Below are 14606 nucleotides of genomic sequence, written 5' to 3'. Positions count from 1 at the left end.
CGCTCGACCGGAACTCATGCCAGGGGTGTCACCGCCACCTGGTCGATGACCGGCGCGTACGCGGAGCGCTGCTGGTGGGCGTTGGTGGTGTCGCCGTCGAAGTCGGGCCGTTCGTCGGCGGTGAAGGTGAGGGTGTTGGTGCCCTTGTTCAGGGTGACGGGGACGGCGAGGTCCCAGAAGTTGTTGAAGTGGAAGGTGGTGGGGAAGAGGATCCGGCGTGCCGGCGCCCCGTTCACGGACAGGTCCGCGTGGCGGCAGACCGGATCGGGGTTGTAGTGGGTGGCCGGGGGCTGCTCGCCGTTGGAGTAGCGGACGGTCACGGCATGACGTCCGGCGTGTGCCGCCGTGACGGTCAGGGTGAGGGCGTTGTCCGGCCCCCTGCCGATGCCCTCGACCGCCTTCCCGCCGGTGGCGAAGGTGTGGGCGCCGGTCACCTTGGCCTCGCCGGTCACCGTGCCCTCCTCGGCGGGGTACACGGTGGTCTCGAGGCGTCCGGTTCCCGGTCCCACGCACAGCCGGTCGAGGACGAGGCGCTCCGAAGTGCCGGTCACCGTCAGCTTGTTGATGCCGCCGGCCAGGAACAGCGGGATCCCGTCCCGGTCGAGGCCTCCCACCTCCACCCCGTTGACCGTCAACAGCCCCTCTCCCGGACCGATGTGATCGACCGTCACGAGTGCCTCGCCGTCGGTGGCCGCGTGCACCCAGAACGTGGCGGTCCCTCCTGGCGGCAGCAGTACGGCACCCGGCCCGCGGGCGCCGCGGTGCCCGTACGTCACGCGGGCGCCGGCTCCGAGACCCGCGTACGCGGCCTCGTACAGCGCGGGCGCGGTCACGTGCGCGTCCCGCAGGACGAGGTCGATCCGGTCGATGATCGCGTCGCCCTTGGTGGCGCCGAGGTCGGGGTCCCGCGCGGACAGGGTGAGCGTGTGCGCGCCCGCCGTCAGCTCCACCCGGGTGTCGGTGTGCCCCCAGACGACCGGCTTGTAGCCGAGGGGCAGGCGCAGTTCCTGGGGGTCCGCTGCGTCGACACGCAGGAAGACGTTGGTGGGGCCCTGCTCCCGCACGAGTTCGTGGAGGTTGTGGGAGCCCGCGAGGACGCTCAGGTCGTACGTCCCGTCCTGCGGGACCTCGATGGAGAAGGCGACGGCGAGGTCGGAGCCGGTGCGTAGTCCGCCGACGTGGTAGGTGCCCGAGGTGGCGAACCTGTCGACGTCGGAGGGGGATCCCTCGGGCCCGTTCCTCGTGTGCCCCTCGCCCGTGCAGGTCGCGTTCTCCGCGTGGTACGAGCGGCGCCAGCCGATCGAGGGCGGGGCGAGGGCCCCGTCGCCGCCGGGCGAGAGGATCACCTCGTAGGCGGACATCGCGTCGAGGTCGGCGAGGGGGAGGACCACCCTGCCTTCGCCGACCGGCAGTTCGAGGTCCTTGATGCGCAAGGGCTGTGCTGAGGCGCCGACTTGGCCGGTCCACGGGATCTCATGGAGCCTGGCGTAGACCGTGCCGCCGAAGATCTGGGTGGGGACGTTCTCGAAGACGAGATCCGCGGCGCCGCCGCTGCCGCCGAACAGGGCACGGGCCTGGCGCTTGTCCCGGTCGAGCGTGGCGACGCCCTGGAGGGTGTACTGGGCATTGGGGTGCGGCGCCCGTACGTGGACCGTGCGGCCGGTCATCCGGCCGTAGGTGTGGAACAGCCACCACTGGCCGTTGCCCTTGTTCGCCTCGACCGCCGAGTCGTTGAGGTTGCCGTCGATGTTCCAGTACGCCATGTCGGCGTCGATCTTCGACTCCTCGATGGCGGAGATCCACTGGATCATCTGCCCGGGCACGGACAGGTGGTAGTTGTGCGCGTACTCGTTGATGTTGACGGGGAGGGGGCCGATCCCCACCTCCCGTTCCATGTCGCGGTACTTGGTGACGTTCGTACGGATCGCGGCGGGTGTCGACAGCTCGTGCCAGGTCACCACGTCCGGGAGGACGTCGTGGGCCTTGGCGAACTCCAGGAAGCCCCGCACCTCCTCGTACAGGACGCAGGTGTTGGGGCCCGCGATGCGCGCGTGCGGGTCCAGGCCCTTGATGAGGTGGTAGAGGTCCTTCCAGGCGGCGAAGTAGTGCCGCGGGTCGGTGTGCCAGGAAGTCCTGTCATAGCTCCACTCCCCCGTGCCGAACATGTTGCCTTCGGGTTCGTTGAACGGTACGTAGACGATGTGGGACTTGAGGGCACCCGTCGTCAGGACCTGCCTGACCTGCTTCTCCACCCTGGCCCGGTAGTCGGCGAGGCGCTCATCGCCGGTGGCGCCGGGCCACTGGTAGGGGAAGCCGCGGTAGATGTCGGTCATGTAGAGGTAGACGTCCCTGCCGCCGCAGTCCACGAAGGAGGGCAGGATGTCGAGGGCGTCGGCGCCGGGGTGCTGGGTGCCGTCCTGGGCCTTGGTCGACACCGTGCGCACGTACATGCCCTCGACCACGTTGTGGCTGGGCACTCCGTCGCCGTACAGGCCGTAGAGCGTGCCGCTCGCCCCGCCGTGGAAGGCGCCGGTGTCGGTGCCGAGGTCGATGGTGAGCGTCTCGGTGTCTGCTGCCACTGCGCCTCCGCGGTCGCGCTGCTTGTTCGACATTCCGTACGTCAGCCGGAACTCCGAACCGGGCGAGCCTGAACGTAGGAGCGGCGCGCGGCTCGTGTCAACGGCGCGTGCCCCCGAAGCCAATGGGCCCCCGGGCCGCCTCAGACGCGTGGCACCCCGAGACGGCCTTCGAGCTGACCGAGCAACTCACCGAGCAGGTCGGCGAGTTCGCGTTGGCGGTCGAGGTCGATCCCGGACAGGGCTGCCGTCTCGTAGGCGAGCTGCTGGGGCAGGATGCCGTCGACGAGGTCGCGGCCCGCGTCGGTGAGCCGGACGTGCGCGACCCGGCGGTCGCGGGTGTCACCGCGGCGCTCGACCAGGCCGCGCTCGGTCAGCTGCTTCAGGCGCTTGGTGACGGCGGCACCGGAGGAGAACGTCTCGCGGGCGATCTCACTGGGGGTCAGCTCGTGACCGGTGCGGCGCAGGGTCCCGAGGACGTCGAACTCCGGACGGGTGAGCCCGGCCCGGCGCAACGGGGCGTCCTCGGCCTGCTGGAGCAGCGCGGCCGAGCGGTTGATCCGGCCGATGATCTCCATCGGCCCGGTGTCGATCCCGGGATGCACGGCATGCCACTGCCGCACCACGGCAGCCATGGTGTCGACCGGGGGTGGGGTGCCGGGGAGTGTGGGGCTGGGGGTACCTGAGGGGGACTGGGGACCTGAGGGGGTCTCGATACCTGAGGGGGCTGGGTTGTCCGAGGGAGCCGGGGCACCGGAGGGAGCCGGGGCACCCGCGGCAGCCGGGCTGGCCGCGGCGGCCGGAGCACCCGAGGGAGCCGGGCTACCCGAGGCGGCGGGAGTACCCGAGGCGGCCGGTCTGCGGGAGGGAGCCGGACTGCCTGAGGCGGCCGGAGTACCCGAGGCGGCCCGAGCACCTGAGGCGGCTGGGCTCCCCGAGGGAGCCGGAGTGCCCGAAGGAGCCGGAGTGCCCGAGGCACCCGAGGCACCCGAGGCACCCGAGGCACCCGAGGCACCCGAGGCACCCGAGGGAGTCTGGGGGGCGGTCTCGGTGGCTGGTGTGGTGCTGGGGCTAGCGGCGGGCGCATCCGATCCGACCGCCCGTGCGGGCCCGGGGCCCGGCTCCGCCGACGCCGACCGGCCGGCCTGCGGACGCGCCGGCGTGGCCCCCCCGGCCGGGGTACCCGCGCGGACCGCTTCTCCGGCCCCGTTGTCCGTCGACGCCACCCCTCCGAGCGGAGCACCCGCCGAGAGCCCCCGTCCGGCCGAGTCGCCCGACGGGCCGCGCCCACCGGCGCGCGCGTCCGCCGACGCCGAGCGCCGGGTCGCCGGACTGTCCACGTCGGCAGCATCACCGACCACGGCGCCCGCCGGACCCGACCGCCCGGCCGGGGGCTCGCTCATCCGACTCGGCTGCCCCTGCGGCGCCGCGCGCCGAGGTGCCGCCGGGGTCGCAGTGCCGCTCTGGCCGAGTGCCGCGTCCGTCGCGCGCCCATCCGCTGCCGTCATGCCTGTGCGCCCTCCAAGGAGTGCAGTCCCTGCCGCCGTACCGTCGCCGCGAGCGTACGGTGTCCGGACTGCTCGGCCCGCATCACCCGCTCCTCCGGCAGGGCGCGTTGCCACCATTCGCCGGCGGCGGCGTCGGCGGTGGCGCGCAGTTCCACGACGGCACCGGACAGCGCGCGCCGGGCGGACTCCAGGTCGCCGGGTTCGGGACGCTCGGCGTCGAGCAGGCCCACGGCACGTTCACGGGCCCGTTCGACGGCGTCGAGGGCGTCCTCGATACGGGCGCCGGCCCGCCGGTTGGTGACCGCGACGGCCGCGGCGAAGCCGACCAGCGCACCCACCAGGGTGTCCGCGACCCGGTCGGTCATCAGCTCGCCGGGCTGCTGGACGCGGGCGAACTCGGTGATGAGCAGCGCCATGGGGGTCACGCAGATGCTGCCGAGCCAGTAGTTGCGGCCGATCAGGGCTTCGGCGCCGAAGTTGAGGGCGAGGCACAGCAGGACGAGGACCGCCTGGCTGAGATGGGCCAGTGGGGCGAGCACGGCGAACAACAGGACGCCGATCAGGTTGCCGACGACACGCTGCACTCCCCGGCTCCAGGTCAGGGTGATGTTGGCCTGGTAGAGCGAGGCGGCGGTGACCAGCGCCCAGTAGGGGCGGCCGACGCCGAGCGCGAGCGACGCGTATCCGGCGAGGGCACAGCCGAGCGCGGTGCGCAGGGCGATCGGGGCGAGTGGGCCCAGGCGACGGAACAAGGGGGTCGGGGGCACGGCGAGTTCGACTTCCACGCCCAGGAGTTCGTCGGCGGCTTCCCCGAGGTCGTCCGGACGAGGTACGGGCCCGGCGCCCCGCACCTCGCGCGCCCACGCCCGCAGCCGCTCGGGCTCCGTGTCGGCGGGCGCGGCGATCGCCACCTCGGCGCGCACGACGAGCCGTTCCAGGGCGCGTCGGGGCGCGCTGCGGGCGCCGGTGGAGAGCAGCGACTGCCAGGCTCCGTGCACGGCGGCGGCCGCGGCGGCGCGGGCCCGGGCGGCCCCGTCACCGGTGCCCGCTGTCTCGGCGTAGGTGGCCGCGGCGTTCAGCGCGTGCGCCGTCGCTCGGCGCTCGGGCCCGTGCGGGCGGATGAGTCCGGGCGCCATGCCGACGATCCACGCCCAGGCGCCCGCTGCGGCGCCCAGCGCGAGATGGCCGGGAACCTGGCCGAGCGTCTGCGGCACGAACAGGGACGCGGAGCTGATGAAGGCGAGGACCACGTGCCCCGGCGGCCCGATGCGCGTGGCGTCGCACAGCGCCTTTTGCACGGCGGCCAGCAGCGCGCCGAGGGTGACCAGCACGACGGCGTTCGTCGTGAGCGAGGCCGCGGTCAGCGCGACGGCGAGGCCGCCGAGCATGCCGAGGACGACCCAGGCGAGCGCGCGGGCGCGGGCGGCGTACGGACGGTTGTGGGCGTAGAGCGCGCAGAGCGATCCGGCCATGGTGTACATCGCCAGGTCGAGCCGGCCGAGCGCGAGAAGCGTCAGATTCGGCGGCGCGACCGAGACGACCACGCTCAGCGCGGGCTTGAACCAGATGTCGGCGGGGCGGCCGAGCCGCAGCACACCGGCCAGCGGCAGACGACGTCCACGAGAGCGGTGACGTCCATGGGGACGTCGGCGTACACGGGGGATCTGGGGGGTCGCACTGCTCATACCTTCAAGCTTAGCAGGTATTTTACTCGTGAAATATATTTCCCCCCGTCACCGCCCACCCATGCCCACCCATGCCCACCTGCGCCCACGACCCGCGCCCACCTGCGACGCACTCCCGCACGCTCCCCCGTGTACACCTGTGCGCTCGCTTGCGCACCGCCCGGCCCGGGCATGCCCTGACCGACTGTCCGACATCAACGACTGTCCGACTCCGTCGAGCGGGGAGGTACGCGGTGCACGGACCGGCGTCACCCGGCTGGCTGCTCGTAGCGCTGTGCGCGGCGAGCGGGGCCTACTGCCTGTTGCGGATGCGCAGCCCCGTCGAGGAGCAGCGCCGCACCGCGGGCGCCGAGGCGCTCATGGGATTCGGCATGGCCGCGATGGCCGTGCCCGCGGCGGCGGCCACTCCGCCGCACTGGACCTGGTTCGCCTACGCCGCGGTGTTCGGCGCCGCCGCCCTGCGCACGCTGTGGTCGGTCCGCAGCAGCCCGCACCATCTGCACCATCTGGTCGGGGCCTGCGCCATGGTCTACATGGCCGCCGCGATGGCCGCCTCCCCCGGACACCACGAGCACGGCGGCGGAGGTTCCGGGATTCCGCTGGTCACGGGGGCGCTCCTGGTCTACTTCATCGGGTACGTGCTGCGCTCCGGGGCCCGGCTGTTGCCGGTCGCGGCGGTGGCCGGCGACTCGGGGACGCTCCGCGGCACCCCCCGGCCCCTCGGCTGGGGCGACCGCCCCGAGCTGTCACAGGCGTGCCGCCTGTCCATGGGGATCGCGATGCTGGCCATGCTGGTCACGCTCTGAGCGCCGCTCCGGCCCCGGCCATGTGAAACCGTGGCGTACGTCACTTTGTCGTCGCGGGCCGTATCCCCCGGCGACGCTCCGCTCATAGGCTTCACCCCATGATGGTCCCCGCGGCACTGTTGCTGCTCGGCGCCCTGGCCGCCGTGGTCGCTCCACGACTGCTCGCCCGGGCGGACTGGCCGGACCATGAACCCGTGGTCGCCCTGTGGGCGTGGCAGTGCGTGGTGGCGGCCGTTCTGCTGTGCTGCGCCCTGTCGATGACGCTCAGCGCGGCCGCCGCGTGGGTGGCGGTGCGCGGCCATGTCTTCGCCCCCGCTCCGCACTCCGTCGTGGACGCCTACGCGTTGAGCAAGGGGAGCCCTTGGGCCGCGACGACCGCCGTGGCGCTCGCCTGCGGCGGTGCCTGGACCGCGGCGATGCTGGTCCGCGAGGTGCTGCGGGCCCGGGCTCACCGTCGGCAGAGCCGTGACGAACTCCTCGTACGCGCGCCGCTGTTGCCCGGTGAGGAGCCGAGCAGTGACCGGCTGGTGGTGCTGGAGGGTGAGCGTCCTTACGCCTGGTGGCTACCCGGAACCACTCCCCAACTGGTCGTCACCACGGCCGCGTTGCGCCGTCTCAAAGGGCGTCAGCTGGACGCCGTGCTCGCCCACGAGCAGGGTCACGCGCAGGCCCGGCACGACTGGCTGCTGCACTGTTCGGCCGCGCTCGCCGTCGGTTTTCCGCAGGTGCCCGTGTTCGCCGCGTTCCGCGACGAGATGCACCGCCTGGTCGAACTCGCCGCCGACGACATGGCCTCCCGCCGCTTCGGCCGCCTCACGACCGCCCTCGCGCTGGTGGAACTGAACGAGGACCGGGGCGTGTTCGGCCCCTGTCCGACTCCGCAGGCCCACGTCCCGCAGCGGGTGCACCGCCTGCTCGCTCCCCCGGACCGGCTGACGCCGTCGCGGCGGCTGCGGCTGACGGCGGCGGCCACGCTGGTGCCGGTGATCCCCCTGCTGGTGGCCTTCGTACCGGGTCTGCGGGCACTCGGCTAGCCGCGCCGGCGGCGGTTCGGCGCCACGGGGTTGGCCTCCGGCCCCGTACGTCGGCGAGGATCACCGTATGCGCTCCCCGCCCCTCGGCCCACCGCTTCGCACCCCGACCCCACGGACCGCGGCAGTCACCGCGGCGGTGCTCGCCGTTCCGTCCGTGCTGCTTCTCCTGCTGGTCGCGTTCTCCTGGCGACCGCTGCTGGCCCTCGACGGCGACATCGCGCGCGCCATGCACCGCTGGGCGGTCGACGAACCGGGTGCCACCCAGGTGTTCCGCGTTCTGACGGACTGGGTGTGGGACCCGTGGACGATGCGCGCGCTGGGTGCGCTGGTCGTGCTCCGGCTGGTGTGGCGGCGTTCGGCGTGGTGGCCGGCGCTGTGGGTGACGGCCGCCTGTGTGCTGGGCACGGTGGCCCAGCAGTCACTGAAGGCGGCGGTCGGCCGCGCACGCCCCGTCTGGCCCGACCCCGTGGACTCCGCGCACTACCCGGCCTTCCCCTCGGGCCATGCCATGACCGCGACGGTGGTGTGCGGGCTGCTGCTGTGGCTGCTCGAGTTGTACGGCGCCGGGCGCGCGCTGCGACGTACGGCACTGGCGCTGGCCGTGGTCTGCGTCGTGGGTGTCGGCCTGACCCGTGTCTGGCTGGGCGTCCACTGGCCCTCGGACGTCCTGGGCGGCTGGCTGCTCGGCGCACTGGTGGTCGCCCTGGCGGTGATGACCCATGAGCGCCTCTTCGGCTCGGAACGTACTTGACCGGCGCGGAGTGTGCCCGACCCGCCCGGAGCGTGCTTGACCGACGCGGAGCGCGCCCGAAGGATCTCCCTCATGACGATCAACGGTGTGCTCTTCGACTTCTCCGGAACCCTGTTCCGTGCCGAACCGACCGAGTCCTGGCTGCGCGCGGTGCTCAGGGACGCCGATCTCACCCTGCCGGAGCGGGAGTTGACCGAGGCGGCGGACGCCCTGGAGGCGGTGGGCGCGCTGCCCGGCGGGAGCGTCGCGCCCCGACTGCCGGAGGGCTCGGAGGACTTGTGGCGCAGGCGGGACCAGAGCGCCGAGGGGCACCGGGCCATGTACACCGCGATCTCCCGCCAGGTGCCGCTGCCCGATGCCCGGCTGCACGACGCGCTGTACGACCGTCACATGCTCCCGGCGGCATGGGGGCCCTACCCCGACACGGCCGAGGTGCTCGACGCCCTGTGCGAGCGCGGGGTCGCGGTCGGGGTGGTCAGCAACATCGGCTGGGATCTGCGGCCCGTCTTCCGTGAGCACGGCCTCGACCGGTACGTGGACGCGTACGTGCTGTCGTACGAGCACGGCATCCAGAAGCCGGACACCCGGCTGTTCGCGACCGCCTGCGACGCGCTGGGCATCGCCCCCGAGGACACGCTGATGGTCGGGGACGACCGCCGCGCGGACGGGGGTGCGGCGGCGCTGGGCTGTCCGGTGCACTTCGTGGACCACCTGCCCGCGGCGCGGCGCCCGGAGGGACTGCGGCCGGTGCTGGACCTGGTCGGCTGACCCGTGCCGCTTCCCGGGAGCGCCCGCGGGCCCCGAGGGCCGTCGATGTCGGCCCGGAGGCCCGAGCGCCGCCCGGAGGCCCAGGAACGGCCCGCAGGCCCGGGGACGACCCGCAGGCAGGGACTGCGGCCGGTGCTGGACCTGGTCGGCTGACCCGTGCCGCTTCCCGGGAGCGCCCGCGGGCCCCGAGGGCCGCCCGGAGGCCCGAAAACGGCCCGCAAGCCCGGGGGCGACGCGCAGGCCCGGAGGCGACCCCTCGCGATCAGCTCTGATAGCCCTCGACCTGCGAAGACGGTCGTACGCGCGCCTCGTCCGGGTTCTCCCCGAACTCGGACTTCGCGCGCCGCTGGCGCAGCAGGTCCCAGCACTGGTCGAGGTCGCGCTCCAGCTGTCCGAGCCGTTCGTGTTCCGTGGCGCTGTCGATCTGCCCTGACGCGACGGCGTCGCGCAGCCGGCGCTCGTCGTCCACCATCGCCGTGATCTTGGCCAGGATCTGCTCTTGATCCATCTCCACCCGCCTCCTCGGCACTTTCGCCCACTCTAAGGAGGCCACGGCGGCTGTGCGACTCGCTCGGGAATCCTGCCCGGCCGGGGGTTTCCGCTCGCCGTGTGCCCGTCCGCCTGAGACGATCCCCCGCGTCGCCCCAGGCGGACGGCAGCCCGAAGCCTCCCCCGCGGTGGGTCATGGCCCGGACGCTCTGAGTATAGTTGGCTGGCAGCCAGTCAACACAGGAGTTCCAGCATGTCCCCGCGCAGCCCGTCGGTCAATGAAGAGTTGCGGCGGCGTTCCCGGGAGCGGCTGTTGCAGGCCGCGGTGGAGCTGGTGAACGAGCGCGGCTACGAGGCGACGACGCTCGGGGACATCGCGGATCGCGCGGGATCGGCGCGCGGACTGGTGTCGTACTACTTCCCCGGCAAACGCCAGCTCCTGCAGTCCGCCGTGCACCGGATGATGCACCGCACGCTGGAGGAGGGGCTGGAGCGCGAGCCTCGTACCGAGGACGGCCGGGAGCGGCTGGCTCGGGCCATCGACGCGATTCTGGGCCTGGCGCGGGACCGGCCCGTGCTGATGCGTCAGCACATGGCGGGCATATTGCAGGGCGAGGGGTTCGTGCGGTGTCCGGAGCAGCAGCGCCTCGCGCAGCTCCTGCGGGAGAGCGTCGCCGAGTACGGCTCCCAGGACGCCGACACCGACTACCCGATGCTGCGGGCGGTGCTCATGGGCGCGGTGTACGCGGCCCTGGTGCCGGGGGCGCCGATGCCGGTCCCGAGGCTGCGGGCCGAGCTGTTCGAGCGCTACCACCTCGACTGGGAGATGGGTGTCCCGCCGGACACCGAGGTGCCCGGCGGGACGTGCGAGAGCGATCTGTCACGGTTCTTCACGACCGGCCGGCGACCGGACGAGCAGCCGCCTGACAACGGGTCGCCTGACGAGCAGCCGCCCGCCGATCAGTCGAAGTAGTCCGGCTGCGTCTGGACGTTGAGCTCGCGCAGGTGGACCCGCTTGGCCGGATCGGTGCGCCGGTCGCTGAGCTTGAGGACGTCGAAGCCCTTGGCGATGTCGTTCGAGTAGATGTAGCCGTTGTAGTAGTACGCCGACCAGGAGCCGCCGACCGTGAGCTTGTCGGTGGTCAGCGGTCCGCGCTCGAAGTAGGCGATCTCCTTCGGGTTCGAGGAGTCGGTGAAGTCCCAGACGGAGACGCCGCCCTGATACCAGGCCTGGACCATGAGGTCCTTGCCCTTGACGGGGATCAGCGAGCCGTTGTGGGCCACGCAGTTCTCGGTGTCGGCCTGGTGGCGGGGGATCTTGAAGTAGTTCTTGAAGACGAGCTTGCGTTTGTCGCCCTTGCCGACGATGTCGTAGATGCCGTCGGCGCCGCGGTCCGGACCGATGGCCGCGTTGCAGGTGGCCGCACCACCGCCGCCCAACTCGTCGGTGAACACGACCTTGTTCGCCTTCTGGTTGAAGGTCGCCGAGTGCCAGAACGCGAAGTTGACGTTGTCCTCGACCTGGTCGATGACCTTCGGGTGCTCCGGGTCCTTGATGGAGAACAGGATGCCGTCGCCCATGCAGGCACCGGCGGCCAGGTCCTTGGAGGGCAGGACCGTGATGTCGTGGCAGCCGGTGGTCTTGGAGACGCCCGGGTTGGTGGGCGCGCCCGGGTTGCCGCCGCCGTCCGGTCCCTCGCCCGGGAACAGCACCGGGAAGTTCACCACGGCGGCCTTCTCAGGGGCTTTGCGCGGCACCTTGATGACCGAGATGCCGTCGTGCGGGGGCCGGCAGTCGGGGAAGGTGGCGCTCGGCGAGTACGAGGCGACGTAGATGTAGACGTTCTTGCGCTCGGGCACCAGCGTGTGGGTGTGCGAGCCGCACGCGGTCTCGACGGCGGCGACGTACTTCGGGTTCGCCTTGTCGGTGATGTCGAAGACCTTCATGCCCTCCCACGAGGACTTCTCGGTCGCGGGCTGCGTGGTGCTGTTGCAGGAGTTGTCGCTGCGCGAGGAGTCGGTGGACAGGAAGAGCAGGTTGCCGGAGACGGACACGTCGTTCTGCGAGCCCGGGCAGAGCACCTGCGCCACCGTCCTGGGCGCCTTCGGGTTGCTGATGTCGAAGATGCGGAAGCCGTCGTAGTTGCCGGCGAAGGCGTACGTGCCCTGGAAGGCGAGGTCGGAATTGGTGCCGGGCAGCGCGTCCTTGGGGATGTTGGTGAGGTGTTCGATGTTGTCGGAGTGGACGATCTCGTCCTGCCCGGGTATCTCGCCGTTCGCGATCGCCGTCCTGGTCTCGATGGCGTCACTGCGGGACACCTTCTCCGGAACGGCGGGGCCGTCCCCGGGATCGGGGGTCGCGGCCGCCGGGCCGGCCGTGAGCAGCGCGGCCAGAAGTCCGGCCGCGGCCGCGGCAACTCCCAGGCGTCTGCGCCGCGTTCGGGGATCGATCAACAGGGTCACTGCGTCCTCCCTTGTAGCCGTTCGCAGTCGAACGGTTCACGGACCCCAGAAGTATTGTCCGGACCATGCGTTGATCAACAGATGGCAACGCACTCGTCATGAAGGTTTTCAATCAGTAACGTTCACCGGCGTGCTAGGACGGTCATGAAACACCCGTGAGGTGTCCGGCGATTCATGTGCCCCTGGAGGTCGATGTGTTGCTCCGCCGTACGCCCCGCGCGTCCCGTGCGCTCCTGGGCGCGGCCTCGCTGACGGTCGCCGTGCTCGCACTCGGGGGCTGCGACTCCGGCTCGGCTTCCGCGCCCAAGTCCGCCGGGACGAGCGGGCCTTCGGTGATCGCCCCCGGCAAGCCGGGCGAGGCGGCCGAGACGCTCTCCGCCGCGGACGCCGCGAAGCAGCGCAACGAGGACGACTCCCCCAACACAGCGGACTTCGCCTACGCGCGGATGATGATCGAACATCACACCCAGGCCCTGGAGATGACCGGACTCGCCCCGAAGCAGGCAGCGTCGGGTCAGGTGAAGCGGCTCGCCGCGCGGATCGCGGCCGCGCAGGGGCCGGAGATCACCACGATGAAGGGCTGGCTCACGGCCCACGACGGCGACAAGCGGGCCACGGAGCACCGGCACGAGGCGATGCCCGGCATGGCGACCGAGGCACAGCTGAAGGAGTTGCGCGCGGCGCGCGGCAAGGCCTTCGACACGCTCTTCCTGAAGCTGATGATCACACATCACGACGGGGCGATCGCCATGGCCACGGAGGTGAAGGCCCAGGGCAACAACATCCAGGTCGAGGAGATGGCCGACGACGTGATCGCCCAGCAGACGAGCGAGATCAGCAGGATGCGCGCGTTGCGGTGACGCTCGGCGACACCTCCGGCGACCGCCGGAACGATCACCATATGTATTCATGTCATGACTTCCCGTGCGGATGAACCCGTAGGCGTGTGCCGCGCGCCGGACCCTGTCAGCGGAGCGTCGGTGGTGCGATGCTGGAGCCATCAGCGATCTCCTCGAGCTGTTCGGGTTTCGGATTGGGAGTTCCGCCGTGCTGTATGTCGCCGTCATCGGCTCGGGGCCCAGCGGGGTCTACACCGCCCAGAGCCTCGTCCAGAGCGGGCTGTCCGAGGTCCGGGTGGACGTCCTGGACCGGCTGCCGTGCCCGTACGGCCTGGTGCGCTACGGCGTGGCGCCGGACCACGAGAAGATCAAGTCGCTGCAGAACAATCTGCGGGCGGTCCTGGAGGACGAGCGGGTGCGGTTCCTGGGCGGTGTCCAGGTCGGCCCGGGCGGGGTGCCCGTGACCCGGCTGCGGGAGCTGTACCACGCGGTGGTCTACTGCGTGGGCGCCGCCACCGACCGCCATCTCGGAGTGCCGGGCGAGGCGCTGTCGGGCAGCTGCTCGGCGACGGAGTTCGTGTCCTGGTACAGCGCGCACCCCGACTCCGTCACCGACGGCTTCGTGCTCGGCGCGCGCTCGGCGGTGGTCGTCGGCGTCGGGAACGTCGCCGTGGACGTGACCCGGATGCTGGCCCGCGGCGCGTCCGAGCTGAGCCCCACGGACGTGCCACAGGCGGCGCTGAGCGCGCTGGCCGCGAGCAAGGTGACCGAGATCAGCATGATCGGGCGGCGCGGTCCCTCGCAGGCCCGGTTCACCACCAAGGAGCTGCGCGAGCTCGGCTCGCTGCCGGACACCGAAGTCGTGGTGGATCCCGAGGAGTTGGCACTCGATCCGCAGTACACCGACCCGTCGGACCTGCCCGCCGCGCAGCGCCGCAATGTGGAGGTGCTGCGGGGGTGGGCCGCCGCGCCGGCGCAGGACCGGGCCCGCCGGATCCGGCTGCGCTTCTTCCTGCGCCCGGTCGAGCTGCTTCCCGACGAGGGCGACGGCACCCGGGTGGGCGCGGTGCGCTTCGAGCGTACGGCGCCCGACGGGCACGGCGGGGTGACGGGCACGGGACGGTACGAGGACATCGAGGCGCAGTTGGTGCTGCGCTCGGTCGGCTATCGGGGCGTCCCCCTCGAGGGACTGCCCTTCGACACGGACCACGGCACGGTGCCGCACCGCGCGGGCCGGGTGCTGCGGGACGGCGTGGTCGCGCCGGGCGAGTATGTGGCGGGCTGGATCAAGCGGGGCCCGACCGGTGTCATCGGCACCAACCGGCCGTGCGCCAAGGAGACGGTGACCTCGCTCGTCGAGGACGCCCCCGGACTCGTACGACGGGAGCTGGCCGAGGATCCCCTCGCGGCGCTGCGGGCGGCCGGGGCGACACCGGTTCCATGGGCCGGATGGGAGGCGATCGAGCGGGCGGAGGCGCAGCTCGGGGCCTCGCTCGGACGGGGTGTGGTCAAGCTGCCCGACTGGACGTCACTGATGGCGGCGGCGCGGACGGCGACTTCGTCCTAGGGCGGTTCCGGCGGGGTCGGGCGCGACTCGGTGGGCATGACACATAGCGGCAACGGGCCGGAAATCAACAAACTGTTCAAGCCCCTTACGGTCTCGTGCTGTTCGGACGTTCCTCGCGCC

Annotated in this window: 12 protein-coding genes; 7 read left to right on the top strand and 5 right to left on the bottom strand. The window is 72.0% G+C overall.

Translation table 11 applies throughout. The annotated features are described in order from the left end of the window. Positions 1-14: 14 nt before the first annotated feature. The 3 genes from ACZ7M2_RS25570 to ACZ7M2_RS25560 all read right to left on the bottom strand — a co-directional run bounded on the left by ACZ7M2_RS25570 (position 15) and on the right by ACZ7M2_RS25560 (position 5769). On the bottom strand, positions 15-2612 hold the full coding sequence (locus ACZ7M2_RS25570) for a cellulosome protein (protein WP_471597226.1): 2598 nt from the start codon (positions 2610-2612) through the stop codon (positions 15-17). A gap of 107 nt (positions 2613-2719) precedes the next feature. Then, on the bottom strand, positions 2720-3211 hold the full coding sequence (locus ACZ7M2_RS25565; RefSeq protein WP_471597225.1) for a MarR family winged helix-turn-helix transcriptional regulator: 492 nt from the start codon (positions 3209-3211) through the stop codon (positions 2720-2722). A gap of 869 nt (positions 3212-4080) precedes the next feature. Further along, positions 4081-5769 carry an FUSC family protein gene (locus ACZ7M2_RS25560; RefSeq protein ID WP_471597224.1) on the bottom strand — a complete coding sequence of 563 codons (1689 nt, stop codon included), beginning with the start codon at positions 5767-5769 and terminating at the stop codon, positions 4081-4083. 233 nt (positions 5770-6002) lie between these two features. Between ACZ7M2_RS25560 and ACZ7M2_RS25555 the strand changes: the two genes are divergently transcribed. The 4 genes from ACZ7M2_RS25555 (at position 6003) to ACZ7M2_RS25540 (ending at position 9128) form a co-directional block, all read left to right on the top strand. Then, positions 6003-6575, top strand: a complete 573-nt coding sequence (locus ACZ7M2_RS25555) for a DUF5134 domain-containing protein (protein WP_471597223.1) — start codon at positions 6003-6005, stop codon at positions 6573-6575. Between the two features lie 98 nt (positions 6576-6673). Next, positions 6674-7609, top strand: a complete 936-nt coding sequence (locus tag ACZ7M2_RS25550) for a M56 family metallopeptidase (protein ID WP_471597222.1) — start codon at positions 6674-6676, stop codon at positions 7607-7609. A gap of 67 nt (positions 7610-7676) precedes the next feature. Continuing rightward, on the top strand, positions 7677-8360 hold the full coding sequence (locus ACZ7M2_RS25545) for a phosphatase PAP2 family protein (RefSeq protein WP_471597221.1): 684 nt from the start codon (positions 7677-7679) through the stop codon (positions 8358-8360). A gap of 72 nt (positions 8361-8432) precedes the next feature. Continuing rightward, on the top strand, positions 8433-9128 hold the full coding sequence (locus tag ACZ7M2_RS25540; RefSeq protein WP_471597220.1) for an HAD family hydrolase: 696 nt from the start codon (positions 8433-8435) through the stop codon (positions 9126-9128). Between the two features lie 262 nt (positions 9129-9390). Here ACZ7M2_RS25540 and ACZ7M2_RS25535 read toward each other — a convergent pair whose 3' ends face one another. Then, positions 9391-9636, bottom strand: a complete 246-nt coding sequence (locus tag ACZ7M2_RS25535) for a DUF2630 family protein (protein WP_352050879.1) — start codon at positions 9634-9636, stop codon at positions 9391-9393. Between the two features lie 234 nt (positions 9637-9870). Here ACZ7M2_RS25535 and ACZ7M2_RS25530 point away from each other — a divergent pair, with 234 nt between their 5' ends. Next, positions 9871-10590 carry a TetR/AcrR family transcriptional regulator gene (locus ACZ7M2_RS25530; protein ID WP_471597219.1) on the top strand — a complete coding sequence of 240 codons (720 nt, stop codon included), beginning with the start codon at positions 9871-9873 and terminating at the stop codon, positions 10588-10590. Here ACZ7M2_RS25530 and ACZ7M2_RS25525 read toward each other — a convergent pair. Continuing rightward, positions 10578-12080 (bottom strand): LVIVD repeat-containing protein, encoded by a 1503-nt coding sequence (locus tag ACZ7M2_RS25525; protein ID WP_471597218.1) that lies wholly within the window; start codon positions 12078-12080, stop codon positions 10578-10580. The two genes, ACZ7M2_RS25530 and ACZ7M2_RS25525, sit on opposite strands and share 13 nt — an antisense overlap. Before the next feature lie 176 nt (positions 12081-12256). Here ACZ7M2_RS25525 and ACZ7M2_RS25520 point away from each other — a divergent pair, with 176 nt between their 5' ends. Together ACZ7M2_RS25520 and ACZ7M2_RS25515 are read left to right on the top strand one after the other, a co-directional pair. Beyond that, positions 12257-12940 carry a DUF305 domain-containing protein gene (locus ACZ7M2_RS25520; RefSeq protein WP_471597217.1) on the top strand — a complete coding sequence of 228 codons (684 nt, stop codon included), beginning with the start codon at positions 12257-12259 and terminating at the stop codon, positions 12938-12940. A gap of 187 nt (positions 12941-13127) precedes the next feature. Beyond that, entirely contained in the window at positions 13128-14486 is a 1359-nt protein-coding gene (locus ACZ7M2_RS25515) for an FAD-dependent oxidoreductase (RefSeq protein ID WP_471597216.1), read from the top strand. Positions 14487-14606 lie beyond the last annotated feature (120 nt).

Source organism: Streptomyces sp. NPDC111507 (genome assembly GCF_055638955.1).
This window is presented reverse-complemented; position numbering and strand designations above follow the sequence as displayed.